The sequence below is a fragment of the Pseudomonas sp. MYb185 genome (assembly GCF_002979975.1).
Lineage (GTDB): Bacteria > Pseudomonadota > Gammaproteobacteria > Pseudomonadales > Pseudomonadaceae > Halopseudomonas.
Genome location: NZ_PCQD01000004.1, coordinates 119845 through 146586 on the forward strand (window position 1 = coordinate 119845; position 26742 = coordinate 146586).

24 protein-coding genes and 5 tRNA genes are annotated in these 26742 nt (G+C 61.3%); 14 read left to right on the forward strand and 15 right to left on the reverse strand.

Translation table 11 applies throughout. The features are described 5' to 3' along the window. Positions 1-18: 18 nt before the first annotated feature. Genes CQ007_RS07465 through arcC form a run of 3 tightly spaced genes read left to right on the forward strand, consistent with a single transcriptional unit; the run spans position 19 to position 3181 of the window. Positions 19-1248: an arginine deiminase gene (locus tag CQ007_RS07465; protein ID WP_105644725.1), complete on the forward strand. Its 1230-nt coding sequence runs from the start codon at positions 19-21 to the stop codon at positions 1246-1248. 15 nt (positions 1249-1263) lie between these two features. Beyond that, a complete protein-coding gene (gene argF / locus CQ007_RS07470; RefSeq protein ID WP_105644727.1) occupies positions 1264-2265 on the forward strand; it encodes an ornithine carbamoyltransferase in 1002 nt (333 codons plus the stop codon). Between the two features lies 1 nt (position 2266). Continuing rightward, positions 2267-3181, forward strand: coding sequence for a carbamate kinase (gene arcC, locus CQ007_RS07475; protein WP_105644729.1), 915 nt, complete (start codon positions 2267-2269; stop codon positions 3179-3181). 3 nt (positions 3182-3184) lie between these two features. Here the strand turns inward: arcC and CQ007_RS07480 are convergent, their stop codons facing one another. The 3 genes from CQ007_RS07480 to CQ007_RS07490 all read right to left on the reverse strand — a co-directional run bounded on the left by CQ007_RS07480 (position 3185) and on the right by CQ007_RS07490 (position 6068). Further along, the gene (locus tag CQ007_RS07480; RefSeq protein WP_218278844.1) at positions 3185-4513 is read right to left on the reverse strand and encodes an MATE family efflux transporter; all 1329 of its coding nucleotides are present in this window, start codon (positions 4511-4513) and stop codon (positions 3185-3187) included. Between the two features lie 151 nt (positions 4514-4664). Next, positions 4665-5477 carry a siderophore-interacting protein gene (locus tag CQ007_RS07485; RefSeq protein WP_105644733.1) on the reverse strand — a complete coding sequence of 271 codons (813 nt, stop codon included), beginning with the start codon at positions 5475-5477 and terminating at the stop codon, positions 4665-4667. Between the two features lie 9 nt (positions 5478-5486). Further along, positions 5487-6068, reverse strand: coding sequence for a PadR family transcriptional regulator (locus tag CQ007_RS07490; RefSeq protein WP_218278845.1), 582 nt, complete (start codon positions 6066-6068; stop codon positions 5487-5489). Between the two features lie 281 nt (positions 6069-6349). Here CQ007_RS07490 and CQ007_RS07495 point away from each other — a divergent pair, with 281 nt between their 5' ends. Both CQ007_RS07495 and dsbG read left to right on the forward strand, forming a co-directional pair. Further along, positions 6350-7189 (forward strand): TlpA disulfide reductase family protein, encoded by an 840-nt coding sequence (locus tag CQ007_RS07495; RefSeq protein WP_105644735.1) that lies wholly within the window; start codon positions 6350-6352, stop codon positions 7187-7189. A gap of 2 nt (positions 7190-7191) precedes the next feature. Beyond that, complete coding sequence (gene dsbG / locus CQ007_RS07500) at positions 7192-7995, forward strand: thiol:disulfide interchange protein DsbG (RefSeq protein ID WP_105644737.1); 804 nt, start codon at positions 7192-7194, stop codon at positions 7993-7995. 39 nt (positions 7996-8034) lie between these two features. On the opposite strand, the gene ada is transcribed toward dsbG, so the two are convergent. The 4 genes from ada to CQ007_RS07520 all read right to left on the reverse strand — a co-directional run bounded on the left by ada (position 8035) and on the right by CQ007_RS07520 (position 11381). Continuing rightward, the gene (ada, locus tag CQ007_RS07505; RefSeq protein ID WP_371919804.1) at positions 8035-9111 is read right to left on the reverse strand and encodes a bifunctional DNA-binding transcriptional regulator/O6-methylguanine-DNA methyltransferase Ada; all 1077 of its coding nucleotides are present in this window, start codon (positions 9109-9111) and stop codon (positions 8035-8037) included. A 98-nt stretch (positions 9112-9209) separates the two neighbouring features. After that, positions 9210-10958 carry a Na+/H+ antiporter gene (locus CQ007_RS07510; RefSeq protein ID WP_105644739.1) on the reverse strand — a complete coding sequence of 583 codons (1749 nt, stop codon included), beginning with the start codon at positions 10956-10958 and terminating at the stop codon, positions 9210-9212. 255 nt (positions 10959-11213) lie between these two features. Then, positions 11214-11289, reverse strand: a tRNA-Gly gene (locus CQ007_RS07515). 16 nt (positions 11290-11305) lie between these two features. Continuing rightward, positions 11306-11381: transfer RNA gene (locus CQ007_RS07520), tRNA-Glu, on the reverse strand. A 329-nt stretch (positions 11382-11710) separates the two neighbouring features. On the opposite strand from CQ007_RS07520, the gene CQ007_RS07525 reads away from it, so the two are divergent. Together CQ007_RS07525 and CQ007_RS07530 are read left to right on the forward strand one after the other, a co-directional pair. After that, on the forward strand, positions 11711-12481 hold the full coding sequence (locus CQ007_RS07525) for a hypothetical protein (RefSeq protein ID WP_105644741.1): 771 nt from the start codon (positions 11711-11713) through the stop codon (positions 12479-12481). A gap of 24 nt (positions 12482-12505) precedes the next feature. Further along, the gene (locus CQ007_RS07530) at positions 12506-13165 is read left to right on the forward strand and encodes a glutathione S-transferase family protein (RefSeq protein WP_105644743.1); all 660 of its coding nucleotides are present in this window, start codon (positions 12506-12508) and stop codon (positions 13163-13165) included. A gap of 4 nt (positions 13166-13169) precedes the next feature. Here the strand turns inward: CQ007_RS07530 and CQ007_RS07535 are convergent, their stop codons facing one another. The 5 genes from CQ007_RS07535 to CQ007_RS07555 all read right to left on the reverse strand — a co-directional run bounded on the left by CQ007_RS07535 (position 13170) and on the right by CQ007_RS07555 (position 18582). Further along, a complete protein-coding gene (locus CQ007_RS07535; protein ID WP_105644745.1) occupies positions 13170-14096 on the reverse strand; it encodes a PA2778 family cysteine peptidase in 927 nt (308 codons plus the stop codon). Between the two features lie 3 nt (positions 14097-14099). Then, positions 14100-14471: a PA2779 family protein gene (locus CQ007_RS07540; RefSeq protein ID WP_256582245.1), complete on the reverse strand. Its 372-nt coding sequence runs from the start codon at positions 14469-14471 to the stop codon at positions 14100-14102. Between the two features lie 134 nt (positions 14472-14605). Further along, positions 14606-15889 carry an FAD-binding oxidoreductase gene (locus tag CQ007_RS07545; protein WP_105644749.1) on the reverse strand — a complete coding sequence of 428 codons (1284 nt, stop codon included), beginning with the start codon at positions 15887-15889 and terminating at the stop codon, positions 14606-14608. Positions 15890-16016: 127 nt separating this feature from the next. After that, positions 16017-17558, reverse strand: coding sequence for a DHA2 family efflux MFS transporter permease subunit (locus CQ007_RS07550; protein ID WP_256582230.1), 1542 nt, complete (start codon positions 17556-17558; stop codon positions 16017-16019). Then, positions 17551-18582, reverse strand: a complete 1032-nt coding sequence (locus tag CQ007_RS07555) for an HlyD family secretion protein (protein ID WP_105644753.1) — start codon at positions 18580-18582, stop codon at positions 17551-17553. Before CQ007_RS07555 ends, CQ007_RS07550 begins: the two co-directional genes overlap by 8 nt. A gap of 102 nt (positions 18583-18684) precedes the next feature. On the opposite strand from CQ007_RS07555, the gene CQ007_RS07560 reads away from it, so the two are divergent. The 5 genes from CQ007_RS07560 (at position 18685) to CQ007_RS07580 (ending at position 21602) form a co-directional block, all read left to right on the forward strand. Then, positions 18685-19614, forward strand: a complete 930-nt coding sequence (locus tag CQ007_RS07560; protein ID WP_105644755.1) for a LysR family transcriptional regulator — start codon at positions 18685-18687, stop codon at positions 19612-19614. 45 nt (positions 19615-19659) lie between these two features. After that, entirely contained in the window at positions 19660-21147 is a 1488-nt protein-coding gene (gene gltX / locus CQ007_RS07565) for a glutamate--tRNA ligase (RefSeq protein ID WP_105644757.1), read from the forward strand. An 83-nt stretch (positions 21148-21230) separates the two neighbouring features. Continuing rightward, positions 21231-21306 (forward strand) — tRNA-Ala (locus CQ007_RS07570). Positions 21307-21410: 104 nt separating this feature from the next. Next, positions 21411-21486 (forward strand) — tRNA-Glu (locus CQ007_RS07575). Between the two features lie 40 nt (positions 21487-21526). Beyond that, positions 21527-21602 (forward strand) — tRNA-Ala (locus tag CQ007_RS07580). A 54-nt stretch (positions 21603-21656) separates the two neighbouring features. On the opposite strand, the gene CQ007_RS07585 is transcribed toward CQ007_RS07580, so the two are convergent. After that, positions 21657-22235, reverse strand: a complete 579-nt coding sequence (locus tag CQ007_RS07585; protein WP_105644759.1) for a TetR/AcrR family transcriptional regulator — start codon at positions 22233-22235, stop codon at positions 21657-21659. Between the two features lie 60 nt (positions 22236-22295). Between CQ007_RS07585 and CQ007_RS07590 the strand changes: the two genes are divergently transcribed. Both CQ007_RS07590 and CQ007_RS07595 read left to right on the forward strand, forming a co-directional pair. Then, positions 22296-22814, forward strand: coding sequence for a DoxX family protein (locus CQ007_RS07590; RefSeq protein ID WP_218278847.1), 519 nt, complete (start codon positions 22296-22298; stop codon positions 22812-22814). Continuing rightward, entirely contained in the window at positions 22807-24228 is a 1422-nt protein-coding gene (locus CQ007_RS07595; RefSeq protein WP_105644761.1) for a carotenoid oxygenase family protein, read from the forward strand. The genes CQ007_RS07590 and CQ007_RS07595 overlap by 8 nt, the downstream gene beginning before the upstream one ends. Here CQ007_RS07595 and CQ007_RS07600 read toward each other — a convergent pair. Together CQ007_RS07600 and CQ007_RS07605 are read right to left on the reverse strand one after the other, a co-directional pair. Further along, a complete protein-coding gene (locus tag CQ007_RS07600; protein WP_105645248.1) occupies positions 24225-25514 on the reverse strand; it encodes an OprD family porin in 1290 nt (429 codons plus the stop codon). The two genes, CQ007_RS07595 and CQ007_RS07600, sit on opposite strands and share 4 nt — an antisense overlap. Before the next feature lie 66 nt (positions 25515-25580). Further along, entirely contained in the window at positions 25581-26702 is a 1122-nt protein-coding gene (locus tag CQ007_RS07605) for a DUF1624 domain-containing protein (RefSeq protein ID WP_105644763.1), read from the reverse strand. Positions 26703-26742 lie beyond the last annotated feature (40 nt).

The window sequence follows — 26742 nt, forward strand, 5'->3', positions numbered from 1 at the left end:
GGCAATTGAGGACTTCACATGACTAGGCATGCACTTGGTGTTCACTCCGAAACCGGCATTTTGCGACAAGTCATCGTCTGTCGCCCTGGCCTGGCCCATCGCAGACTGACGCCGACCAATTGCGATGCGCTGTTGTTCGATGACGTGTTCTGGGTCAAACAGGCGCAGAAGGACCACGATGTGTTCGCCAATCTGATGCGCGCACGGGGGGTGGAGGTGCTGGACGTCAATGACTTGCTGGCCGATACCCTGGATATTGGCGAAGCGCGGGCATGGCTTCTTGACCAGCGCATCACCTGGGATCATATCGGCGTCGGCATGGTATCCGACCTGAGGGCCTGGATGGATGAACTGCCGGGCCGGACACTGGCAGAATTCCTCATCGGCGGCTTGCAGGTGAGCGACCTGCCGTTCAACCCGAGCGGCCTGTTCGGTAACCATCTGGGGCCGTCCGGCTTCGTCCTGCCACCGCTGCCGAACTTCCTTTTCACCCGCGACAACAGCGCCTGGATCTATGATGGTGTCAGCCTGAACCCCATGTACTGGAGCGCCCGCAAGCCGGAAACCCTGCTGATGGCGACCATCTATCGCTTCCATCCGCTGTTCGCCGGCAAGGTCGAGGTGCTCTGGGGCGACCCGCTCAAGGACCATGCCCTGGCCACCCTGGAAGGGGGCGACATCATGCCGGTCGGCAACGGCGCGGTGCTGGTGGGCATGGGCGAGCGCTCGTCACCCCAGGCGATCGGGCAGTTGGCCAATGCCCTGTTCGAGCGCGGCACCGTCAATCGTGTGGTGGCCTGCCAGATTCCCAAGACCCGATCCGCCATGCACCTGGATACAGTGTTCACCTTCTGCGGCGGCAACGTGGTGACCACCTTCAAGGAAATGGCCGATCAAATGATCTGCTACGACCTGCGCCCCGGTACGGGCGGCAAGCACCTGTCGTTCCGCCAGGACCCGCGCCCGTTGTTCGACGTGGTAGCTGATGTGCTGGGCTATGATTCGCTGGTCGTGGTTCCTACCGGCGGGGACACGCCTGCCGAACGCGAGCGTGAGCAATGGAATGACGGCAACAACGTGCTGGCCCTGAGCCCGGGGGTGGTGATTGGCTATGATCGTAATGATGACACTAACGCCGCTCTGGAAATGGCGGGTATCGAAGTGCTGAAAATACCCGGTGCCGAGCTGGGACGGGGCAGGGGCGGCGGGCGTTGCATGAGCTGCCCGACCATTCGCGATGCGATCTGACGGGGAGGTACGGAGATGGCTTTCAATCTGAAGAATCGACACTTCCTTACCCTGCGCGATTTCACGCCGCGTGAAATCGGCTTCCTGCTCAAGCTGGCCAGCGACCTGAAGGCAGCCAAGTATGCGGGCACCGAAGTGCCGCTGCTGCGCGGCAAGGACATTGCCCTGATCTTCGAGAAGGACTCCACCCGCACCCGGGTCGGATTCGAGGTGGCGGCCTTCGACCAGGGCGCGCGGGTCACCTATCTGGGCCCCACCGGCACCCATATCGGTCACAAGGAGTCGGTCAAGGACACCGCCAGAGTGCTTGGTCGGGTATACGATGCCATCGAATATCGGGGCTTTGCCCAGACGGTGGTCGAGGAGCTGGCGCAGCACGCAGGCGTGCCGGTATACAACGGCTTGACCAATGAATTCCACCCCACCCAGGTGCTCGCCGATCTGCTTACCATGCAGGAGCATGTCGACAAACCGCTGCGTGACGTCGCTTATGTGTTTGTCGGTGATGCGGCCAACAACATGGGCGACAGCCTGCTGATCGGCGGCGCCAAGATGGGGATGGACGTACGTCTCTGTGCGCCCAGGGCCTGCTGGCCCGGCGCTGGCATCCAGCAGGAGGCAGAGCGGATTGCCCAGGTTACCGGTGCCCGCATCATGATCACCGAGGACGTGGACAGCGCCGTGGCCGGGGTCGATTTCGTCTACACCGATGTCTGGCTGTCCATGGGTGAGCCCGAGGAAAAGTGGGCACAGCGGATCAAGCTGCTGTTGCCCTATCAGGTCAATGCCGCGCTGATGGCCCGGACCGGTAACCCCCGCGTGCGCTTCATGCACTGTCTGCCCGCCTTTCACAATACCGAAACCAGCATCGGCAAGGAGATCCAGCAGAAATTCGGTATCGATGCCATGGAGGTTACCGAAGAGGTGTTCGAAGGTCCGGCTTCCATCGTCTTCGACCAGGCGGAAAACCGCATGCACACCATCAAGGCGGTACTCGTCGCCACCCTGGGAGTCTGACATGCTGATCGTCGTCGCCCTGGGTGGTAACGCCCTGCTGAAACGCGGTGAGCCGCTGACCGCCAGTGTCCAGCGTGCCAATGTACGGATAGCCGCCCAGTCCCTGGCCGCCCTGGTGCGGGCCGGGCATGAGCTGGTGGTCACCCACGGCAATGGGCCGCAGGTGGGCCTGCTGGCCCTCCAGGGTGCTACCTACCGGCCGGATGAAGCCTATCCCCTGGATGTACTTGGAGCGGAAACCGAAGGGATGATCGGCTACATCATCGAGCAGGAACTGGAAAATGCCCTGGAGCATGACCGGCCGGTGGCCACCTTGCTGACCCAGGTGGTGGTGGATCAACACGACCCGGCATTCGATAACCCGACCAAGTTCGTCGGGCCGGTGTACGAGCGGGCTGAAGCCGAGTCCCGCGCCCGGGCTGTCGGCTGGCATATCGCCGCAGATGGCGACAAATGGCGACGGGTGGTGCCCTCACCGCAGCCACTGGAAATCCCGGATATGCGGGTGATCAAGCTGCTGCTGGACCGGGGCGTGGTGGTGATCTGTGCCGGCGGAGGCGGGATTCCGGTAGTGCGGCTGGAGGATGGCAGTACCCTGGGTGTCGAGGCGGTTATCGACAAGGATGCCGCCAGTGCCTTGCTGGCGCGGGAGCTCAAGGCAGATGCCCTGTTGCTGCTGACGGATGTCGATGCCGTATACCGGGATTTCGGCAAGGATAGCGCCGTAGCGCTATCGCATCTGAGCGTAGATCAGGCGCGTGCCCTGGATCTGCCTGCCGGTTCCATGGGACCCAAGATGAACGCCGCTGCCGACTTCGCCGAGGGTGGTGGGATCAGCGGTATTGGCAGACTGGAAGATGCTCTGGCGATTCTGCAGGGGAGAGCGGGGACGCGCGTTTCCAGTGCAAAGGACTGAGCTTCAGGCAAACAGCTGCTTGCTCCGCCAGCCTCCCCAACGGTAATAGGCAATCGAGAAAAGGCTGCTGATGAAGAAGCTGATGCCTATCCCCAGGGCAATCCCCGCCTCCCCATACAAGGTGGTCATCCAGTACGCCAGGGGCACGCGTAACAGCCACAGTGAAATGATATTCAAGGCCAGAATCTGGAACATCGCTCCGGCCCCGCGAACCACCCCGTTGAGGATGAAATTCAGGCCGATGAACGGATAGAACAGGGCGATGGTGCGCAGGTAGGAGACGCCAAACGCCACGCTGTCCTCATCCCGGATAAATAATCGGACCAGGGGCTGTGCCCAGATGAACAAGATGGCCGCGACCACCGACATGATTACCAGGTTGTAGAGAATGCCGGCCCGGGAAATCTGTGCTACCCGCGTCCATTGCTGCGCCCCGATATTCTGTGCGGCCATGGCAGTGACAGCGGAACCCAGGGCGATGGCTGGCAACAGGATGATGTTGTCCAGTCGTTGTGCGGCACCGAACCCGGCCACCACCTCCGCGCCAAAGCTGTTCACCAGCGAGAGAATGACCGTCATGCCGGAATAGATGACGATCATCTGGATACCCGATGGCACACCCAACTGCAGGATGGTCTTTATCTCCTCCGGCCTGGGCCGTTGCAGTCTGAAGCTGTACTGCACCGACCTGCCTGCCAGATACCGCAGGCTGTACAGGAAGGCCATCGCTTGCGCCAGCACCGTGGCCCAGGCGGCACCAGACACGCCCATGTTGAACCCGGCGATGAACAGCGGGGTCAGCGCGGCGGCCAGAACGGTGGCCAGCAACACGAAATACATCGGCGTCTTGCTGTCGCCGAATGCCCGCAGCACGGTGCCGATAAAGTTGTAGCCGACCAGGAACAGGGTGCCAATGAAGGTGATCTGCAGGTACTGACGGGCAGAGTCGGCGATCAAAGCTGGCGTATTGAGCAGTGCCAGCAGCGACTCGGCAAACACATAACCGGCCAGGCCAATGAGCAGGGACAGTCCGCCCAAGAGGATGGTGAATGCGCTCAGATAGGCGTGTATACCCTGCTGGTTCTCCGCTCCCTTCAGCTGCGCAAACACTGTCAGGGTCGCATTGTTCATGCCCATCACGAAGGCCAGTACCACGACCATGACCGTCGTGCCCACGGTGACGGCGGCGAAGGCCGCGCTCCCCAGCAGGTTGCCGACCCACAGGCCGTTGATCAGCAGCATCGCGGCCTGCAGCAGGTTGGTCAACAGGATGGGAAATGAGAACAGCAACAGCTTCCGGGGTACGGAGCCCTGGGTAAAATCTCTCTTCACGGATATCACACCTTTCCGACAGTGGACTGTCTCTCAACAGCAATGAAGATGGCGCTACCCTCCAGGCCCTCGGCTGGTGTTCTTGATCAGATGGGGAAAGGGGGCTGCGCCGCTGTTTCGCTGCGATGCACAGCCCTTTGCTGTCTGCTGATCAGTCGAAGTGCTCGTGGCTGTTCGCTGCCGACTTGCGCCAGTAGCTTGCCGCACGGATACGGCTCTTGTCGATGCCGCGCTCCTCGACCAGATAGCGGCGTACCGCTTTGATATCGCTGTATTCCCCGGCAGCCCAGACATACCCCTCGCCCTGTGGCAGGGTCAGATCGCGCAGGGTGGACTCAAATACGCCCGTGCCGGCGGGGCTGTTCTCGGTCTCGCTCACCCAGTGCACATCCCGTTCACACTGGCCATGAAGTTCTATCCTGGCGTCCTCTCTCGCCGTCTTGATCACCACGATAGCCTTGCTGGTAGCGGGCAGTTCTTCCAGCCGGCGGGCAATGGCGGGTATGGCCGTTTCATCACCGAGCAACAGGTGCCAGTCGAAAACGGTGGGAATGACGAAGGAGCCGCGCGGTCCGGCTATGCCCAGCCAATGACCTGGTTCGGCATGGCTGGCCCACTCGGTCGCCGGCCCGTCATGGTGCAGGACGAAATCGATATCCAGTTCATTGCTGACCGGATCGTAGCGGCGGGGTGTGTAATCACGCATCTCGGGTCTGGGCTTGCCCTCGGCAAAGGTCAGACCCGCCGGTCCCACGGTCGGTATGTTGGGCTTGGCACCGGGAGCTTCCGGTACCAGCAGCTTGAGGTGATCATCGAACGAGGCGGAGAGAAATCCGGCCAGGTCGTCGCCTGTCAGGGTGATACGGCGCATGGCCGGGCTCAGTTCGGTAACACGCTTCACCTCCAGCAGACGGGTTCTGATGGGATGCTGTACTTTCTGTGGTTTGAAGAGATCGGTTGTCATGATTAGGCCTCAAGTGTTGTTGGAAGATTCATCGTTCGCTGTCGGTGCTTGTTGGCGGATATCGCTGGCCGCGCGTTGCAAGATGGCAATGATGCGTCGCTGCTCGTTATGGTCGGCTTCCCCCCGGGCCAACAGGGCGGCCTGCAATGTCTTGCGGGCCTGAATGAACTCAGGCAGCCAGCCGGTGGCTGCCGCCGCTGCTGCCTCGCTTTCACTGGCCTGGCTCATCCACAGCATTTTTTTCGCTGCATGTTTCAGGATGTCGATAAGCGTCTGGGCGCGTTCTGCGTGTTGCTGCAGATACGCCAGGCCGGCTGCGGTAATCCGGTAGTTCTTGCGTTTACCGCTCAGTTCCACCTGCGCCAGCCCCAGGGTCTCCAACTGCCCCAACGCGGGATACAACACACCGGGGCTGGGGTTGTAATAGCCGCGCGACAGGTCGTTGAAGCGCCTGGCGAGTTCATAACCGTGGGCGGGGGAGTCGCGCAGGAACCACAGCAGCTTGAGCTGCAACTCGTCTGCATTGAATTTGCGCCCACGCGTCAAGTGGCTTCCCCGTCTGCGCACACTGTCCTTGTCATTACCGTTCACAATAGGCTCCAGTGCCGTCTGGCATGTCATAAGATGCATCGTAAGATATATATTTGCCAGAAGGCTGTCAAGCAAGCGCCTTTTTCCCTGGACCGGATCTCAAGTCGGTAGCACCGGCACGCTGTCTTAACTCTCGATTAATCGGGCTCCCGCATCTTGGGGGCAACTGGATCATTCAAGGGGTAGCGTTTGTTGTTACGACGATATGTGGGGCTGGGACAGTGGCAGGCGCTGCGCCCGCCGACCGTCATCCTGATCGCCCAGAATACAGTGGGGGAGCCATGATCAGTGTCGGTCCGTTCTCTATCGATGTTGTCGTGGTTGGCGTGGCAGCGATACTGGCCTGTCTGGTTGCCTGGCCGGTGGCCCGGCGCACGCCGGATGCCAGCGCAAAGGTGGCCGCCGCCCTGATCCTGGACGCCTTGCTGGTCGGCCTGCTGGCTGGCCGGGGGGCTTTCATCCTGCTCTGGTGGGAAGAATATTCGGCCGCACCCCGCAGCATGCTGGCGGTGGCGGATGGCGGCTTTCACTGGCCGACCGGTTTGCTGGTAGGCATTGCCTGGGTCTGGTGGAAAACCCGCACGCAGACGCAAATGCGCAAGCCAGTCTATACCGGCATCCTGGCCGGCGTGGTGCTGTGGGGCGCGGTGGGTAGCCTGCCGCTGCTGTTGCAGCATGCGGCGCCTTCACTGCCGAAGCTGCAACTGACCAATGTCGATTACTCCGAATCGGTGGCGCTCGACAGCTACACCGGCCAGCCGGTAGTGCTGAACCTGTGGGCGACCTGGTGCCCTCCCTGCCGGCGCGAAATGCCAGTGCTGGAGCAGGCGCAGTCCGATTACCCGGAAGTGGCCTTCGTCCTGGTCAATCAGGGGGAAAGCGCCGGGGAGGTCGGCGATTTCCTGACGGCGCAGGGGCTGGAGCTGGAGCATGTGCTGCTGGACCCGTTTTCCCGGGCGATGCATGAGGTCGGTTCGCGTGGCCTGCCGACCACGCTGTTTTTCGATGCAGAGGGGCGCCTGGTGGACTCGCACATGGGCGAACTGACCATGCCGAGCCTGCGCAATACCCTGCGTCGCCACTTTCAGTTGTCTTCAACCCCCACCAAAGAGCAGGAATGATCATGTTGTTACGCTCAACACCTTACCCGTGGATTTTCGGCATCACCGCCGTGCTTATGGCCGGTTGCAGTCAGGCGCAAGACAGCGCGCAGCCTGCCGCGCTGCAGTCGTTGCAGGAACAGGGCATCGATATTATCCAGGAGTTCGAGGTGGGCAATGGCCTGCGAGGCTTTGCCGGCGCAGCAGGTGATCAGCCGATCGGCATCTATGTCGCACCCGACGGCAGCGCCATTGTCGGCACACGGATAGCGGCGGATGGCAGTCGGATCGATGATGGTCGGCTGCAGGAACTGGTCGCCCAGCCGCTGGCGGAGCGCACCTGGGCGCAGTTGGATAAGGCTGCCTGGGTGCAGGATGGCGAACTGGACGCCCCGCGGGTGGTCTACGCCTTCAGCGATCCGAACTGTCCCTACTGCAACCAGTTCTGGCAGGCTGCACGGCCCTGGGTCGACGCTGGCAAGGTACAGTTGCGCCACGTCATGGTCGGCATGCTGCGCGCCGATAGCGCAACCAAGGCCGCGGCGATTCTCGATGCGGCGGACAGTACAGCGGCGCTGACACAGAACGAGACCCGGTTTGCCGATGGAGGCATTGCACCGGCAAAGGCGGTCTCTGCCGCGACGCAGCAGCGCCTGGATGACAATCAGAGGCTGATGGTCGGTCTGGGCTTTCGTGGTACGCCAGGTATTGTGGCAAGGGGCAGTGATGGGCTGTTGCAGAAACTCAACGGGCTACCGCGGCCGGATGCCTTGCTGGAGCTGTTGGGACCGCGTCCGACTACCGAGGCGGTGCTGGACGGGCGCTGATGCAGGTAGCCGACGCCGTTGCTGAGGGGTAAATCCTGTTCAGGTACTGGCTTCGCGCCGGAGCAGTTCGCGCTTGCGCTCCACGCCCCAGCGGTAGCCGGAAATATCACCATCGCGACGTACGACGCGGTGGCAGGGAATGGCGACGGCGAGACGGTTGGCACCACAGGCCTGGGCGACGGCACGCACCGCCCTGGGTGCGTCGATACGTTCGGCGATTTGTGCATAGCTCACCGTCTCGCCGGGTGGAATCTCCCGCAGTGCCTGCCATACGCGCTCCTGGAAAGCGGTGCCGCGCACATCCAGCGGCAGATTGAGCCCGATCGACGGGGCCTCGATGAAACCGACCACCTGAGCGATCAACTGCTCGAAACCTTCATCGCCGCCGATAAGTTCTGCCTTGGGGAACTGATCCTGTAGATTGCGCAACAGTGCATCCGGATCGTCGCCCAACAGGATGGCACAAATGCCACGCCGACTTTGCGCGACGAGAATTGCACCCAGTGAACATTGGCCGACCGCAAAGTGAATCACCGCACCAGCGCCTCCGGCGCGGTACTCACGTGCGCGCATACCCAGCAACCGGTCCGCTGCTGCGTAGAACCGACTGTTGGAGTTGAAGCCGGCGCCGTAGATCGCGTCGGTCACCGAGCCGCTCGGCGCGCTCAGCTCCTCGCGCAGCTTGCGGGCCCGCTCGGCCGAGGCATAGGCCTTCGGCGTCAGCCCCGTTTCGGCCTTGAATACCCGGTGGAAGTGGTAGGAGCTCATGCCCGCCTGGGCGGCCAGCTCCTCCAGCTTGGGTGGTAACTCCGAGGATTCGATCAACCGGCAGGCCTGTGCCACCAGCGCGGCCCGCCCGGCGATTACGCTGCCCCCGTTGCGATGGGCACGTCGGCTGGGGCGGTAACCAGCGGCTTCGGCAGCTTCGGCCGAATCGAAGAACTCGATGTTCTGGCGCTTGGGCCGGCGAGCTGGTGAGCTGGGCTGGCCATATATGCCGGTGGTGCGCACGGCATAGACGAAATGGCCGTCCGCAGCCGAATCGCGGGTCTGCACCGCCAGCCAGCGGGCATCGTCTGTGGTATAGGGAGAAAGATTCGCGGCTGTCATCATCATGGCCTATCTGCTGATGTCTTGAGTACAGGCTGACAGCATAGGGCGGAATTCGATCGCAACAACTCCGTATCTTGCGATCGAATTTTCAGTATCGCGGCCTACTTGATGGGATGGTCGCTGTTCGGCCCGCCAGAGGCGGCGGAGGCTGTCACGCTGGCTGCCCGCCGGGCCACCGCGAGCCGTTTGCGTAACGCAACCTCGGCCAGGTCGAGTTCGGCGACCAAGCTACGCAGTGATTCGTCGTTGATGTGCTGGGCCTGCCTTTCGGCGTAGAGAGTATCCCGTTCGACGTGCAGTGCCTTCTGCCTCAGTTCCAGCTCCACGACATAGCGTTGGCGCCGCTGGAGCATCACATCAGGGGCTTCGGCATGTGCTTCGGGGGTCGCAGTGGGCATCGGGTCGTCGAGCAGGTCGATCCGTTTGCGGTACTCCTGCGTCAGGAGTCCCGCGGACTCCTGGTACTGGGCGAGCCATTGCGGATCGGCTGATTCTGCCTGTCGCTTATCGAGCACCATGCTAGCGATCGCAGCCTTGCAGGCTTCCAGCCTGGCATGCCGCTCCTCCGCCGTCGAGGCTGGTTCGCCACTGGGTGGCAAGCGGCGCAAAACCAGTGGCAGGCCGATGCTACCGACCAGGAGCGTGAACAGGATAGTGCCGGTAGCCAGGAAGATCAGTTGTTCGCGCCCCGGAAAGGGGTTTCCGTTATTCAGCAGTAGCGGGACCGAGAGCGCGCCGGCCAACGTTACCGCACCGCGAATCCCGGCCAGCGTGGTGGCCAGGGTCAGCAGCCGTGAAGGTTTCTCGACCATCTTGCCTTCCCCATGTGCGTGCCAGAGGCTGCTTTGCACGCCAACGGTCAGCCAGACCCAGCGGAGCAATAGCAAGGCCAGGGCGATGACTGCCGCATAGCTTACGAGGATCCACCATTCCTGACCTGCGTGCTGCAGCGTCACCCCGATGATGGAGGGAAGCTGCAGGCCCAGCAGCAGGAAAATGGCACCATTGAAGGACGCTTCGACCATGGTCCAGGTGCCTTCCGTCTGCATGCGCTCGGCAATGAACTCGCTGCGGTTGAGGTCGGCAAAATTGGTCGTGATACCGGCGGCGACCGCCGCGAGGATCCCCGAGACGCCGATCTGTTCGCTGGCGATGTAGGCAGCGAAGGGCAACAACACGAGCAGCAGCACCATCTGGGTGGCGGCCACGTCACCCAATCTGCGCGTTACGCGGTCGCGTGCTACGGCAAAGCCCCAGCCGATCAAGGCGCCCACGCCAAGCCCGCCCAGCGCCATCCACAAGAAGTCTGTCGCCACTTCGGTCCACGAGAACATGCCGGTGAGGGTGGCCGCGACCGCGAATTTCAATGCCACCAGGCCGGACGCATCATTGAGCAGCGACTCTCCCTGGAGCACGTGCATCGTCTGCGAGGGCATTCCCAGATTACGCGTGATGGCAGACACCGCCACTGCGTCGGTGGGTGACACCACCGCTGCGAGTGCGAAAGCAACAGTCAGGGGGATTTCCGGAATCATCCAGTGGATGAGGTAGCCGAGTCCGATCACGGTGAACAGCACCAGGCCGAGCGCCAGTTTCAGGATCGGCTTGTAGAGCGCGAAGAACTCGCGCTTTGGAATCCGCCAGCCATCGGCGAACAGCAAAGGGGGAATGAACAGCAGCAGGAACAGCTCAGGATCAAAGACGATATGCAGCCCTTGCTGGGGCCAGGATATCGCGGCGCCCAGGCCGATCTGGATCAGGGGTAAGGGAACTGCACGAATATAGCGAGCAACGATGCCGGTCAGTGCTCCGAGCATCAGCACCAGGAGCACAGTTTCAACGGTATGCATATATGAGTCTCAAAAGCAGAGGGCACGCCTGGTAGAGATTGCCATTTTACTTTCAAACGAACCAGAGGCTTCTTGCATGTCAGGAGAGATTGTCGTAGCTGGTATTGGCTCAGGGCCGAGCTCGGGCTTCGTTGCGCTGGGCGGGGCTTCCCGAAGACTGGGGCAGGGATTGGATGTAGGAGAATTCCAATAACGAAAAAAGGGCCGTTAGGCCCTTTTTTGTTGTCTTCAGGTCGAGTACCTGTAGACAGGATTTGGAGCGGGAAACGAGACTCGAACTCGCGACCCCGACCTTGGCAAGGTCGTGCTCTACCAACTGAGCTATTCCCGCAAAACTGACGCCGAAGTGGCGTCCCCTAGGGGACTCGAACCCCTGTTACCGCCGTGAAAGGGCGGTGTCCTAGGCCACTAGACGAAGGGGACGTATCCGGTCTTCACAGTGCCGAGGTGTTAACCCTGGCTACTTGCTGCTTACTCCGTGTTGCGTTGTTCGCTGCAAGTGGCGCGCATTTTAGGCATGGTCCGGGGAAGCGTCAACCCCTCAAGCCAATCTTTTTTCAGGTTTTTTTTCGTATTCCCGAAAATCCTGGCCTGCAGGGGGAGGCATTCCACTGATCCGCCTGGCCGATGCCGCACAGATGCAGTCTGGAGGTCGGTCCGACGTAATGCAAGCGTGGCGGCACGGTCGGTTCATTGTGTTGAATTCACTAATATGGCATAACGACATACTGCATCTCATTGGAGAGTATCTCGTGTCCACCATGCTTATTGCGGCCCTGGTTGTCGGTGGTCTGGCGATAGTGATCGGTATCGGCTTTCTCAGTCAGGCCGTGGAGCGTTCGCGCCTGGAGCGGGCGCGGGCGCTGGCGGAGCTGCAGGCGCGTTGGAGTCACTGCGCCAGCATCAGCTCCGAATTGCCCGGGCAGTTCATGTCTGCCGAACTCAAGCTCCTGCTGCTGCAGGTCGAGGCTGGCCTGCTGGAGCGTCTGGTCAGGCAGGATGGCAAGAATGCCAGGCACGCCGGACTCCTGGCGGAGGTACGTCAGCAGCTTGGTCAGGGTGAACCGCGTATCACTAATGCACCGCTGGTCATCGACAATGAGGTGGCGGCGCAGACGGCCCGTCAGCAACTGGGTGATCTGATCCGTCTGTTGGAGCAGGTGCGGCGAGAGGGTGGGCTGGATAATGCCGCTTTCCAGCGGTGGAACCAGGAGCTTGGCCTGCATCTGCTGCAGACCACCCTGAGCATGCACCAGGCGCTGGCCAACGAGGCGATGCGGAGCGGCAAGCCCCGTGTCGCCAAACTGCAGTATGAACGGGCGCTGTCTTATCTGGGCAAGCAGCAGCATCCCGCTGCTGCCGGTCAGATGGTGGTGTTTCGCCAATTGATGGAGCAGGCGGAACAGGCTGCGCTGCAGATGGAGCAGAGTGCCGGGAATACCGGCACGGTACTGAGCGAAGGGGTACAGGCGCTGGAGGAGGATGATCAGGCGTGGAAGAAAAAAGCGTTGTACGATGACTGATCTCTCAACCTGGAACCTGTCCGCATGTCTCTGATTCTTTACGGGGCGATTCTCTCCCCCTTCGTTCGCAAGATCCGTATTCAACTGGCTGAGCAGCAGATTGCCCATGAACTGGTGACCCAGCCGCCATTCAACCAGCCTGACTGGTACTACGAAATCAGCCCGCTTGGCCGCATTCCGGCACTTCGGGATGGGGATTTCGCGCTGGCCGATTCCAGTGTCATCGGCCAGTACCTGCAGGATACTCGCGGCGGTGCGGCACTCTATGGCGAGACGCCGCAACAGGCCGCGCGGGTACGCTGGCTGGAAAAGTACGCCGATTACGAGCTTGGCGCGCTGGCGACCCTGGTGGTGTTCCGTAACCGTATCGTCAAGCCGGTGGTTGGCGAGGTCTGTGACGAGGCGGCGATTCAGCAGGCACTGGGGCAGGGCCTGCCGGTGCTGTTCGATTATCTGGAAACCCAGCTTGGCGACCAGCGGTACTTCCTGGGCGAGCAGTTCAGCATGGCCGATATTGCAGTGTGCTGTCAGTTGATCAACCTGGCGCATGCCGGGGAGCTGATCGATGAAATGACCTGGCCGGGGCTATCCTCGCTGCTGAGCCGGGTGACCTCCCGCAGCAGTGTCAGCGGCCTGTTGCCGGCCGAGCATCAGTTGGTGGCGAAGATGACCGGCCGGGTGTAAACCCCTATGGTGTGGGCCGGCACGCCAGGCTGCGGCAGGCGGCCGGCTTGTCCGGTTGCTCGCTGCATTGGCGGGCAGCTGTGGCCTGTTCGCTGCAGCCGAGCATGTCCAGACCGGTCGCCAGGTTACTCCAGCCAGGCTGGAACTCCGGGAAGTCGTTGACCAACTGCTGGAACTGCTCGATGGCGGTCTGGCGCTCGTTCTTTGCCCAGTAGGTATTGCCCAGGCCCAGGCGTGCCGCCGGTTGCTCCGGCCATTGTTGCGCGGCACCCTGGTAGGCATGCAGGGCACTATCCAGGCGGCCGGTCTGTTCCAAGTCGCTGGCGGCCTTGAGATAGGTCAGCGGCTGGGCGGTGGCCGGCAACTGATCCGGGGGCAGCACCACCCTGGCCCAGCGGTCGGCGCGTTGCCAGGTGCGCATGAATACTTTGAATGGCTCGCGCTGGGCCTGGTTCAGGCCGCTGTGGAGAATCATCTCCTCGGCTGGCAGGTCATAGCCGATAACCACTGCGTAGTGCCATTGGGGATACCAGTCGAAGGCCAGGTTCTGCATGACCAGCACCGGATTGCCCGCATTCACTTCCGCAAGAATCGCCTCCAGCTTGCGCTCCAGCGGGTAGACCAGAAGATCACGCTCGCGGGCGGCGGCGACCATCTCCACCTGCAGGGTGCCTTTGCGCTCGGGCAGGTAGACGCGGTCTTTCAGGGCGTCCGGGGTGGCGGCTACATTCCGGTGATTCAATACCATTGCCAGGGACGCGGGGCCGCATTGGTAGGCGTCCTGGGCATGAAAGGGCACCTGCTCCAGTATTACCCGGTCAGGCAGATGGCTCAGGGTGGATGGCTCGGGCAGCACCGGAGCGCGCCCGGCGCAGGCTGACAGCAGGGCTGTCAGTCCGAGCAGGGCGGCAAGCCGCAGCAAGGGAGGCACCGGTTAGCGGTTGATGCAGTTGACGAAGCGGAAGATGTTGGTGGCGCAGAGCATGTCGGTGATGATGAAGATCACCAGGAACAGCACGATGACACCGAGCACACCGGCACCTGCCGGGGCCTCATCCAGCTGGCTGTTGAAGTAGGCCAGTTCGTCGGCGGTCAGGCTGTTGATGCGCTGCTCGACCTGCTCGGGAGCGACCCCCATGCTGGCCAGCTTGTCCTGCACAGCTTCATCATCCAGCATTGCCTTGAGCTGGTCACGATCGACAGTCAGTTGTTCTGCGGCGATCACCTCGTGGGTTCCTACCATTGCAGCCTGGGTAGCCTGGGCGTGGATGCTGACCATGCTGGTGAGCATGAATAGCGTAGCCATGAGGATGGATATATAGCGCCGGGCAGTGGATGTATGGTTCATGGGACTACTCCTTGTTTCGAGTCGGGGCTTTGGTTTTTGCTGATTATCTTCGACACTTCCTGTGACCACGCAAACAGGGGACCGTTCATGTATTACCATCCTAGACGGTCGCGCAACTGATAATACCAGGCGCCCAGGGCGGTAAATGGCACCCGCAGCAACCTGCCGCCGGGGAAGGGGTAGTGGGGCAGGGCGGCGAAGGCATCGAAGCGCTCGGCCTGGCCGCGGATCACCTCGGCGAGCACCTTGCCGGCGACGTGAGTATAGGTCACGCCATGGCCGCTGCAACCCTGGGAGTAGAAGATATTGCTGCCCAGGCGACCCACCTGTGGCAGGCGTGACAGGGTCAACAGGAAATTGCCGGTCCAGGCATAGTCGATCTTCACATCGTGCAGTTGAGGGAAGGTGCGCAGCAGGTTCGGCCGGATCATCGCCTCGATATTGGCCGGGTCTCGGGCACCATAGACCACACCGCCGCCGAAGATCAGACGCTTGTCGGCGGACAGGCGATAGTAATCCAGCAGATAGTTGCAATCCTCGACGCAATAATCCTGTGGCAGCAGCGCCTGGGCCAGCTCAGGGGCCAGTGGTTCGGTAGCTACTACCTGGGTGCCGCAGGGCATGGATTTGGCCGCCAGCGGCGGCAGCAGGTCGCCCAGATAGGCATTGCCGGCGACCACGACGAAGCGTGCGGTGACCTGGCCTTGTTCGGTATAAACAACAGGAGATGTACCCTGCTGCACGCGAATGACCGGCGACTGCTCATGAATGATGCCGCCCAGGGACGCCACTGCGGCGGCTTCGCCGAGCACCAGGTTGAGTGGATGGATATGCCCGCCGCTCATGTCCAGCATGCCGCCGACATACAGCTCGGTATTCACCACACCACGGATGGCCTTGGCGTCGAGCAGTTCCAGTTGGGTATGCCCGTAGCGCTCCCACAGCCTTTTCTGCTGCTCCAGGTGGCCGAGCTGTCTGTGGTTCACGGCGCCGAAGACGCCGCCGTCCTTGAGGTCGCAGTCGATGGCGTAGCGCTGGACCCGGTCGCGAATGATGCGACCACCTTCGAAGGCCATCTCACCCAGTAGCCTGGCCTGCTCCGGCGGCACCTGCTTCTCGATCACATCCAGATCCCGGCTGTAGCTGTTGACGATCTGCCCGCCGTTGCGTCCCGAAGCACCAAAACCGACCTTGGCGGCCTCCAGCACGGTGACCCGGAAGCCATGTTCGAGCAGAAACAACGCCGTGGAGATGCCGGTATAGCCGGCACCGATGACGCATACATCGGTTTCATGGGCGCCCTGCAAGGGTGGTCGTTCCGGTGCCGGAAGGGCAGAGGCGGCGTAGTAGGAAGGCGGGTAGGGCGTATGGCTCATGCTGCGCACCTTGTTTGATATTTTTTACATGCCTGATGCTACCGGTTCAGATGAGGGAAGGCCAGATGAAGTGTAGCGCCCCGGTCCGCGTTCGGGCGCTACGCCGGGGACGGAGTGACCAACCGGGTCAAGCCCTGGCCGGCGCCTTTGGCAGCGAACGGGTCAGCAGTATGCACACCACGGAACAGGCGAGCATGATGCCGATCAGATGAAAGGCGTCGTTATAGGCCATGATCTGGGCCTGCTGGCGCACCTGCATGTCGAGTACGCGCAGGGCCGCCTCGGAGCCGCCCAGCTGTTCGCGGAGTATGGTCAGCCGTTCCGTGACCGCATAATTCCCGGCACTGACATGGCTGCGCAGGATGTCGAAATAATAGGCTGTCCGGCTATCGAGAATGGTCGCCAGTGCGGCAATGCCGATGGCGCCGCCCAGGTTGCGCAGAATGTTGTACAGGCTGGAGGCAGAGCCGGCCTGGGACGGAGGGATCATGGCCGTGGCGATGATCGACAGGGGTACCATGACCATGGGTTGGCCGATGGCCCGGATGATCTGGATGCCGATGAGCTGGTCCCCGGCGAAGTCCAGGTTGAGCGAGCCAGTGAGAAAGCTGCCCAGACCGAACAGCATCAGGCCGCAGGCGCAGATCAGCCGGGCGTCGACGAAGCGCATGAGAATCGGCACCAGGGGGATCAGGAGCAACTGGGGCAAGCCCATCCACATGATCACCTGGCCGATCTGCAGCGCGTTGTAACCCTGGATCTGGGCCAGGTACAGAGGCAGGATGAAGATGGTGCCGTACAGGCCCACCCCCAGGCCGATATTGGCCAGGCTGCCAAGCAGGAAGTTTCGGTGCTTGAGCAGCCGCAGGTTGACCAGGTGGTTATCGCGTGACAACTGCAGGATCACGAAGCACACCAGGCTGACGAAGGCGAGGCTGGCCAGTGTCACCATCCATGATGATTCCAGCCAGTCTTCACGATGGCCTTCTTCGAGGAAGACCTGCAGACAGCCCAGGCCGATGGCCATCGTCAGGATGCCGGCATAGTCGCCCTTTTTCAGCAGCTCCCAGCGTGGCTCGCTCTTGTCCAGCCCATACAGCAGGCCCAGGGTCATCAGCGCGCCGGGAACGATGTTGATGTAGAAGATGAATTCCCAGCCATAGTTCTCGGTCAGCCAGCCACCAAGGGTGGGGCCGATGGAGGGCGCGAAGGTGGCGGTGATGGCAAACAGCGCCATGCCCTTGGGGCGCACATCCAGCGGCAGCTTGGTCAGCACCAGGGAGAAGGCGAAGGGAATCAGCGCGCCACCGGCCAGGCCCTGCAGCACCCGGAAAACGATCATGCTTTCCAGGCTCCAGGCCATCGAGCAGAGCAGCGAGGCAGTCACGAACAGGATCGAGATGCTTACCGCGAAACGTCGCGGCGACAGGATGGTGGCCAGCCATGCCGCCAGCGGAATGATGATGATCTCGGCGACCAGGTAGGAGGTCGAGATCCAGGAGCCTTCCTCGATGGTCGCCGACAGTGCGCCCTGGATATCCTTCAGCGACGAGTTGATGATCTGGATGTCCAGAATCGCCATGAACGCGCCAAGAATGGCGCTGAGGATGGCAATCCAGTCGCGGCGGGTCGGTGGTGGAATGAGCTGCGATGATGTCGCTTCAGTCACGCAGGTCGACCTTGATGCTGACCGACATGCCCGGACGTACCGCCTGGCTCAGTGGGTGATCGTTGTCGATCCTGATTTTCACCGGAATGCGCTGCACCACCTTGGTGAAGTTGCCGGTGGCGTTATCCGGTGGCAGCAGGCTGAACTGCGCGCCGGAGGCGGGGAACAGGCTGTCGATGGTGCCTTCCAGTGGTTGATCATCGAAGGCATCGAATATCAGGGTGGCGCGCTGCCCCTGGTGCATGCGCTTGATCTGGGTTTCCTTGAAGTTGGCCTGCACCCACAGATCCTTGCCGGGCACTATGGCCAGCAGATGGTCGCCTGGTTGCACGTTCAGGCCGATGCGCACGCTACGCTGGCCGACCCGGCCCGGAACCGGTGCGCGGATCTCGCTGCGTGACAGGTCCAGCTCGGCCTTGGCTACCTCGCTCTGCGCCGCCTGAGTCAGTGCCGCCAGCCGATCGATATCCGCGCCCAGGGTATCCTTGGTGAGGATCTGGGTCTGCAGCTCGGCCTCGGCGCCGCGCACCTGGGCCTTGGCTACATCCAGCTGGGCGCGGAAGTTGCTCAATTGCTCCTCCGACGCGTAGCCCGATTGGCGCAGGGGAGTGATGCGCTTGATATCCAGCTCGATGCGCCGCTGCTCGGCCTTGCGCGCCTCGACTGCGGCGCGGGCGGTCTCGATCAGGCTGTCCTGGCGCACCAGTTGGGCGCGGGCCTGCAGGTGTTCGGCTTCACGGGTGGCCAGATTGGCCCGGGCCTGCGCCAGGGCGGTGGTGAAATCCCGATCGTCCAGGCGTACCAGCAGGTCGCCCGCCTCAACGCTCTGGTTGTCGGTCACCAGTACCTCGGTGACCTGGGCGGCCAACTGGCTGCTGACGCGGGTGATATCGCCATGCACATAGGCGTTGTCGGTCTTTTCGTAATGCCGTCCGATCAGCCACCAGTGACCAAGAAAAGCGGCAACGGCAAGGGCCACCAGAAGCAGGAAAACGAACAGACGAGTGCGAACCCGGGCCGGCATGCTTTATCCCCATGATTGTTATGTGGGTCACTCTACCACTGTTCCGTACTGGGCCAATGGCGCTAGAATCTGGAAACTTTGTTGCATCACAGGAACAGTGCGATGGGATTGGACGACGCCCTGATATTCACTCGGGTAGTGGAGTGTCACAGTTTTACCAGCGCGGCGCTGACGTTGGGTATGCAGAAATCCACCGTCAGTCGGCGTATTGCGCAACTGGAAGAGCGCCTTGGTGTGCGCCTGCTCAACCGCACCACGCGCAAGCTGCGCCTGACCGAAGTCGGCCAGGCCTATTACGAGCGTTGCCGGCAGATCATGCAGGAGTTTGCCGAGGCCGAGCAGGCCATCATGCAATTGCAGCGCGAGCCCACCGGTTTGTTGCGTATCAGCTCACCGATCGAGTTCGGCCAGCTGTTTCTCGGCGGGGTAGTGGGCGACTTCATGCGCCGTTACCCGGCGATCCAGGTCGAGGTCGAGCTGACCACCAGAGTGGTCGATCCGGTCGAGGAGGGCATGGATATCGTTATCCACCGTGGTCGGCCACAGGATTCCAGCCTGGTGGCACGGCCGATGATGCAGAGCCCACGGCAGCTGTTTGCCAGTCCGGCATACCTGGCCGAGCATGGTGTGCCGGAGAAGCCCGAGGACCTGTTGCAGCACCGCTGTATCCACACACTGATGGATGACGGGCGCAAATGGCACTTTCTGGAACCGGCGGTGAGTGTGGCGATCACCCCGGTGCTGACCATCAACAACATCACCTTCGCCCGTGAGGCGGCTCTGTCCGGCGCCGGGGTGATCAATGTGCCGGCGTTCATTGCCGAAGCCTTTGTCGAGCAGGGCACGCTGTGTCGGGTACTGGAGCATTGCGTGCTACCCTCCACCGAGCTGTTTGCGCTGTATCCATCGCGGCGTTTCCAGGCGATGAAGGTGAAGGCCTTTATCGACTACATGATCGAACAGCTGCGTGAGCGGCTGAATGTCGGGGTGGAGGAGCATGATGATCCACTGGTAAAATTGCCTTCTACCTGAGCTACTTACCTGGCCCGCTGGGGGCCGCTGTTACCGAGATATTCCATGACCGTGCGTACCCGTATTGCTCCGTCACCCACCGGAGATCCCCATGTAGGCACTGCCTATATTGCCCTGTTCAACCAGTGCTTCGCCCGCCAGCATGGCGGCCAGTTCGTCCTGCGGATCGAGGACACCGACCAGGTGCGCTCCAGTGCCGAGTCGGAGCAGCAGATTCTCGACTCGCTGCGCTGGCTGGGCCTGGACTGGGACGAAGGCCCGGATGTCGGCGGCCCCCACGGCCCGTACCGACAGAGCGAGCGTAGCGCAATCTACCATGAGCACAGCGAACAACTGATCGCCAAGGGCCATGCCTTCCGCTGTTTCTGCAGCGCTGAGCGCCTGGACAAGCTGCGTGCCGAGCAGATGGCCAACAAGCAGACTCCCGGCTACGACGGCCATTGCCTGCACCTGAGCGAGCAGGAGGTGGCGCAGCGGGTCGCCGCTGGCGAGCCCCATGTGGTGCGCATGAAAGTCCCCGGTACCGGCGTGTGCAAGGTGCAGGACATGCTGCGCGGCGAGATCGAGATCCCGTGGGAGCAGGTCGACATGCAGGTGCTGATGAAGGCCGATGGTCTGCCCACCTATCACCTGGCCAACGTGGTGGATGATCATCTGATGCAGATCACCCATGTGCTGCGTGGCGAGGAGTGGATCAACTCGGCGCCCAAGCACATTCTGCTGTATCGCTATTTTGGCTGGGACATGCCGCAGCTGTGCCACATGCCGCTGCTGCGCAACCCGGACAAGAGCAAGCTGTCCAAGCGCAAGAACCCGACCAGCATCATCTTCTACCAGCGCATGGGCTATCTGCCACAGGCGCTGCTCAACTACCTGGGTCGCATGGGCTGGTCGATGCCGGATGAGCGCGAAAAGTTCTCCCTGGACGAGATGGTCGAGCATTTCGATATCCAGCGGGTATCGCTCGGCGGGCCGATCTTCGATGTGGAGAAGCTGGCCTGGCTGAACGGGCAGTGGATTCGCGACCTGTCGGAACAGGATTTTGTCGATGCGGTGCAGACCTGGGCGCTCAACAGCGATTACCTGCGTCCGCTGGTGCCGCTGGTGCAGAGCCGCGTGGAAACCTTCAGCGAGCTGCTGCCGCTGGCTGGCTTCTTCATGACTGGCAAGCTGGAGCTGGACCCGGCGCAGTTCGCACACAAGAAGCTGTCTCAGGATGAGGTCCGTCAGGTACTACAACTGCTGTTGTGGAAGCTGGAGGCGTTGCGCCAGTGGGACAAGGAGGGCATCACCGCCAGCATCCAGCAGGTAGCCGAAGGGGTGCAGCTCAAGCTGCGCGACCTGATGCCGCTGCTGTTCGTGGCCATCACCGGGCAGGCCAGTTCGGTCTCGGTGCTCGACGCCATGGCCCACCTGGGACCGGACCTGAGCCGCTTCCGTTTGCGCCAGGCCCTGGAATTGCTGGGCGGCGCCTCGAAGAAGGAAGTCAAAGCCTGGGAAAAGCTGCTGGCCGATTTTGCCAGCGCCCAATAAATTTGGCCTTAAGTTGCTGTTTTACGTAATTTTCTGTTGACAGCTTCGGGCCATAGACCTAATATGCGCCCCGTCCAGAAGACGGGGCTATAGCTCAGCTGGGAGAGCGCCTGCATGGCATGCAGGAGGTCTGCGGTTCGATCCCGCATAGCTCCACCAATTTTTGGTCATCGCTTGTCGGTGACCTGTTTTACACTAGCCGGTATGCAGCAGTGCATATCAGGTGATGAGACGATACCAGCATCGTTTCGAGAAGGGTTTGCGTCCCCTTCGTCTAGTGGCCTAGGACACCGCCCTTTCACGGCGGTAACAGGGGTTCGAGTCCCCTAGGGGACGCCATCTTTACCGACACAGCAATGTGTCACGGTCGCAAGACCACGGGGCTATAGCTCAGCTGGGAGAGCGCCTGCATGGCATGCAGGAGGTCTGCGGTTCGATCCCGCATAGCTCCACCATTTTTTAAAGGGCCGACACTTGTTGTCGGTCCTTTTTTTTGTCCGCAATTTTCGCTACGTCTTGCTTCGATCATGCACCTGCAGATGCCCAAGCACGGATTCGACCAGTGCTCCAAGCTGGTCCGGTTTCATCAGCTCCTCTGGAAGCAATCGGTCGATCAGCAGCTGGGACAACCCATGGACCAGGGCCCAGGCGGCGAGGGTGCCACTCTGCTCCTGATCGGTAGCGGCAGTCTGACTCCGCAGCAGTCCGAAAGCGGCGCCGGCTGCATCAGCCAATAGCTCGGGCTTCTTCCGGTCCAGCTCGGGACTGAACATCAGTTTGTAAAGCGACGGATTGCCAATGGCAAAGCTGACATAGGCCTGCCCCATGTCCATCAGAGTGTCATCCTTCCCCTCCTGTGCGCGCAGGCGTCTGGCCAGCTCGTTAAAGCCGTCCGTCGCCAACGCCATCAATAACGTCTCCCGGTTGGCGAAGTGCCGGTAGGGCGCGGCATGGGAAACCCCGACGCGACGCGCCAACTCGCGCAGGCTCACGGCGCTTGCACCGTTCTGTTCAAGGGCATCCCGGGCTGCGTTCAATAGCGCCCCGCGCAGGTCGCCATGATGGTAATCAGATTCTTTGGTTTTCAATGTTGACAGTGCCTACTTTTGGGTTCAATGTTTATGGTGTCTACATTACCGGAGGCGGCCATGATTTTCTTCCTTTCTTTACTCATTCTCACTGGCCTCGCCTGGCTAGCTGGCCGTATGGGCATGACTTCCCTGCGTGAAGGGCGTGCGTGCATGAGATTGGCACTCACTGTGGCATTGGTGTTTTTTGGCGCAGACCACCTGCTCACCCCGCAGCGCTACCTGCCGATGATTGACAGCTGGCTGCCCTGGGCAGGCACCGTTGTCGCTCTGACCGGCATCTGCGAAATCGCCGGGGGCTTGGGGCTGTTAATGCCCGGGCTACGTCGATGGGCGGGTGCGCTGCTGGCGGTGTACTTCATTGCGGTGTTCCCCGCCAATGTGCATAACGCCCTGCAGGGTTTGAGCGTAGACGGCTTGCCCGCCAGTGAATGGTACTACTGGGTACGGCTTGGATTTCAGCCGTTGGCAGTCTGGTGGGCGCTATTCAGCGCCGGACTTTTACGCTGGCCCTTCGCTGGTGGGTCGGATCTCAGCTTGCGCCCGACACCCACGCATAGGAGACACCATCATGGTTAATACCGGAAGTGCGCTTGGATTCACAACCCTGGGTCAGGAGTTGACGGAAGTCGAACTGCATGGGCGCGGCCAGGTACCCGAGTGGCTTGAAGGCGACCTGTTGCGCACCGGACCGGCACAGTTTGAGGTAGGCAAAGCGTCTTATCGGCACTGGTTTGACGGTCTTGCGATGCTGTACCGGTTCCATTTTCAGGAAGGACGCGTGGTCTATTCCAATCGCTATTTGCAAAGCAACGCCTACCTGAAGGCCAAGGCCGCCGGTGCACCCTACAGTCCTGAGTTCGCCACCAACCCGCGGCCGACTCTGTTACAGAGATTGCGGCTCGTCGCGCGAGCGGGTTCAGGCGACAACGCCAACGTCAATACCAGCCGGATCGGCACCCACACTGTGGCATTAACGGAAACGCCCCAGCCAGTCGCCTTCGACCCGGCCAGCCTGGCAACCCTGGACAGTCGCACGCTGCTGCCATCACTACCGGGGCAGGTCACCACCGCCCATCCGCACTTCGATGCGCGTCGCCAGTGCCAGTACAACTACCTGCTGGAGTTCGGGCGGGTGAGCAAGTACCGCCTCTACCGCATTGATGCCGGGGCAACACAGGCGCAACTGGTGGCCACGCTCGACACGCAACGCCCGGCCTACATGCACTCATTCGGTATGAGTCAGCGTTATCTGGTGCTGACCGAGTTCCCGCTGGTCACCAATCCCCTGCGCTTCCTGCTCAGGAACCGGCCGTTCATCCAGAATTACCGCTGGGAGCCAGAGCGGGGCACCCTGTTCCATGTGATCGACAAGGACACTGGTCAGGTCATGAAAACCGCCCGGTCAGAACCGTTCTTTGCCTTTCACCACGTCAATGCCTTCGAGCGGGACGGGAAGCTCTGCGTAGATATCATTGCCTTCCCCGATCCTTCGGTGATCGACGAACTGTACCTGGAGCACCTCAGGTCCGGGGCACCCACGAAGGTAGCGGGAAAACTGACCCGCTTCACCATTGACCTGGATGGCGATGACGACGAGGTGGTATCACGAACACTGGCAGACGCGGCACTGGAATTGCCCCGCTTTGATTACCGTCGCCGTGCGGGACAACCTTACCGCTACGTGTACGCGGCGGGGACAGGTCCCAATGCAACATTCATTGATGCGTTGATCCGGATTGACCTCGAGACGGGGAAGGAGACAGCCTGGCATGAAGCGGACTGTTACCCAGGCGAGCCGGTATTCGTACCCAGGCCCGAAGCCCAGGATGAAGACGACGGCGTCATTCTGTCCGTGGTGCTGGATGCCAAGGTCGGTCGATCATTTCTTATCGTTCTGGACGCGGCGAGCTGGACAGAGCAGGCACGGCTCGAGGTGCCACACCCGGTGCCGTTTGGCTTCCATGGCAACTTCTTTGCGTCAGCGGCCTAGAACATCCCCTTGAGGGGATATTCCACCGCCAAGCGAAACTGGTCGGTGTCCAGTTCCGCCTGATCGGTGTTGCCACGGTGCGTTGCGTGCCGTGCACTGATGACCACTCCCCTGGCCGCCCCGCTCTGCACGACGTAACGGGCTTCAAGGTCGCGCTCCCAATGCCGTCCGCTACGGCCGTAACCCAGATAGGCATAGCCGCCGTTGGGGTCCACATTGCTACCGTTGATGCCGCTGCCGCGAATATAGGCCGCGTTGAAGCTCAAGCCGGGAATGCCGTAGCCAGCCATAGCCAGGTCGTAGCGGATCTGCCATGAGGCTTCGTTCGGGCCGTTGAAATCAGACAGCGCCATCGCGTTGGTGAGGTAGATTGCACCCCGGGTAACGTAATCGAATGGTGTATCCCCATGCACCTTCTGATATCCCAGCGAGAGGCTATGGGCTCCGCGTGAATAGGTGCTCATCAGGCTCCAGGTGGTGTTGTCGATATCCCCCGAACGCGCTTCATCCGTGTCCTGTGTGCGATACAGGTTCAGGTTGAAGGACAGCATCTGCTTATCATCGATCGGCCAGGCGTACGCCCCAGCCAGATAATGTTGCCGCCAGGTCCCTTCGTACAGCGCGCTATAAAGCGTCAGGTCAAGGCGCTCTATGCCATCATAGCTGCCACCAAAAAAGCGAAACGAATTGCCCTGCCGCCCATTGGAATAGTTCACTACGAATCCATCGTTATGGCTGCTGGCATTACGGTCAGTGCTTTCAGTGAAGCTACCACCGTTCAGGGTCAGGTTGTTCCACTCCTGGCTGGTCACCAACCAGCCAGTGGCGGTTTCGGGCAGCAAGCGGCTATCGGATGAACCGAATACCGGTGTTTTCACCCGTTGCTCGCCATACTTCAATACAGTGGAAGACAGCCGCAGCTTCGCCGCTGCGCCGGCGCGCCCGTAATCATCCTTGGGGTGACCGTCGTTATCCACGGAAAGCAGGCGTGCTTTGCCTGCACGGCCGCCGCCGCTATCCAGTTTCACTCCGAGGTAGGCGTGGGCATCGAGACCGAAGCCGACCGGGCCTTGGGTGAACCCTGAGGTATAGCTGCCCATCAGCCCATAGCCCCATTCTTCCGCCAGGTCACTGCGCTCGCTGCGCGGTTTGACGGCATTGCGCGCGGCTCCGTTCAGCCCGCCGTTACGGTAAGCGCGGCGGTCGTAGACGGTACGGTTCAGCAGATCCCAGGTGCTGTCTTCAGCGAAGCCCGCCGCATGCTCCTGAGCCCCAGCGCACACCATCAATGGCAGGCAGGTGAGCGCCAATCCCTGTATCCAGTAACCAAGCTGCCTGTTCACCAGCAGGCCTTAGAAATACTTCAGCCAGGTGATATCGCGACGGCGCTGCTTGAGCTGCGCGAACCAGCGGGTAGGGAAGTAAAGCACGGCCGACAACAGTACTGCCCAAAGCCAGATACCTGCGAGGCTATCGAAGCCGTAGTAGTTGCCCTGGTTCAGCCCCCAGATTTGCACCGCTATCAGGTAAAGGGCCTTGAGCACCAGCAAATGCAGCACGTAGAAGAACATCGGCGCGCCGCCATACAGCGAAAGCACCTTCAGTGTGGGACGCCCTTCGAGTTGCTGGAACCAGGCGAGCAGCAGGAAGCCGACGCCGATGGTTGGCATCAGGAACATCAGGGAAGGTGGGTACTTGGTGAGTGACATGAAGCTCATGAAGGTGCGTATGCCATCCTCCATGGTGTTCCACGGCTTGTCACCATAGACATTCAAATAGCGGATGAGGACGAAGCCCACCAGCAAACCGATACCCCAGGTCAGGAGACGGCGGGCCCGTTGCTCTGGGTCGGAATCGCGGGCGAACCACGGTCCGGCGCAGTAGCCCAGGGCGATAACGCCGATCCAGGGCAGGATAGGGTAGGTGGTACGCGCGCGCGTGTGCTCGGTGATTTCGAGGAACGAACGCTGGTGCAGGATCGACCAGATCTCGAAGAAGGGTGAATCTGCGGTCAGCACGATACCATCGAGTAGGTTGTGTCCGGCAACGATAATGAAACCCAGCACCGCCAAGGCTGCACGCGGCATGTGGATAAGGGCAGCCAGAATGATCATGCTCAGACCAATGGCCCAGATGACTTGCAGCCACAGGGTAGGTGGTATGAAGGTGGCGTTCCAGGCGAAGTTCACCAGGGTCAGCTCGAGGAATACGAGGAACACCCCGCGCTTGAGCAAGAACGTCGATACTTCGCTGCGGCTGTGGGATTGTCCGTACAGCCATGCCGAAAGGCCGGTCAGGAATATGAATACCGGCGCGCAGACCATGCTGCTGATACGCGTGAGAAAGAGCTCCGGTGGTGTGCTGACCGGATCCATGGGGTCACTTACCTGAACATGCAGGAAAAACGTCTCCCGCACATGATCGACGAGCATGAACAGCATGACCAGCCCGCGCAACGCGTCGATTGCAAGCATTCGCGTGTGTGCCTGCGTCTTGGCTTGAGGGGACAGAAGT

Bases quoted from the DNA above. Each gene is read 5' to 3' on its own strand.
- CQ007_RS07465 (WP_105644725.1), top strand. From the start codon at position 19: ATGACTAGGCATGCACTTGGTGTTCACTCCGAAACCGGCATTTTGCGA.
- argF (WP_105644727.1), top strand. From the start codon at position 1,264: ATGGCTTTCAATCTGAAGAATCGACACTTCCTTACCCTGCGCGATTTC.
- arcC (WP_105644729.1), top strand. From the start codon at position 2,267: ATGCTGATCGTCGTCGCCCTGGGTGGTAACGCCCTGCTGAAACGCGGT.
- CQ007_RS07485 (WP_105644733.1), bottom strand. From the start codon at position 5,477: ATGACAACCGATCTCTTCAAACCACAGAAAGTACAGCATCCCATCAGA.
- CQ007_RS07495 (WP_105644735.1), top strand. From the start codon at position 6,350: ATGATCAGTGTCGGTCCGTTCTCTATCGATGTTGTCGTGGTTGGCGTG.
- dsbG (WP_105644737.1), top strand. From the start codon at position 7,192: ATGTTGTTACGCTCAACACCTTACCCGTGGATTTTCGGCATCACCGCC.
- ada (WP_371919804.1), bottom strand. From the start codon at position 9,111: ATGATGATGACAGCCGCGAATCTTTCTCCCTATACCACAGACGATGCC.
- CQ007_RS07510 (WP_105644739.1), bottom strand. From the start codon at position 10,958: ATGCATACCGTTGAAACTGTGCTCCTGGTGCTGATGCTCGGAGCACTG.
- CQ007_RS07530 (WP_105644743.1), top strand. From the start codon at position 12,506: ATGTCTCTGATTCTTTACGGGGCGATTCTCTCCCCCTTCGTTCGCAAG.
- CQ007_RS07540 (WP_256582245.1), bottom strand. From the start codon at position 14,471: ATGGCTACGCTATTCATGCTCACCAGCATGGTCAGCATCCACGCCCAG.
- CQ007_RS07545 (WP_105644749.1), bottom strand. From the start codon at position 15,889: ATGAGCCATACGCCCTACCCGCCTTCCTACTACGCCGCCTCTGCCCTT.
- CQ007_RS07555 (WP_105644753.1), bottom strand. From the start codon at position 18,582: ATGCCGGCCCGGGTTCGCACTCGTCTGTTCGTTTTCCTGCTTCTGGTG.
- CQ007_RS07560 (WP_105644755.1), top strand. From the start codon at position 18,685: ATGGGATTGGACGACGCCCTGATATTCACTCGGGTAGTGGAGTGTCAC.
- gltX (WP_105644757.1), top strand. From the start codon at position 19,660: ATGACCGTGCGTACCCGTATTGCTCCGTCACCCACCGGAGATCCCCAT.
- CQ007_RS07590 (WP_218278847.1), top strand. From the start codon at position 22,296: ATGATTTTCTTCCTTTCTTTACTCATTCTCACTGGCCTCGCCTGGCTA.
- CQ007_RS07595 (WP_105644761.1), top strand. From the start codon at position 22,807: ATGGTTAATACCGGAAGTGCGCTTGGATTCACAACCCTGGGTCAGGAG.
- CQ007_RS07600 (WP_105645248.1), bottom strand. From the start codon at position 25,514: ATGGTGTGCGCTGGGGCTCAGGAGCATGCGGCGGGCTTCGCTGAAGAC.
- CQ007_RS07605 (WP_105644763.1), bottom strand. From the start codon at position 26,702: ATGCTTGCAATCGACGCGTTGCGCGGGCTGGTCATGCTGTTCATGCTC.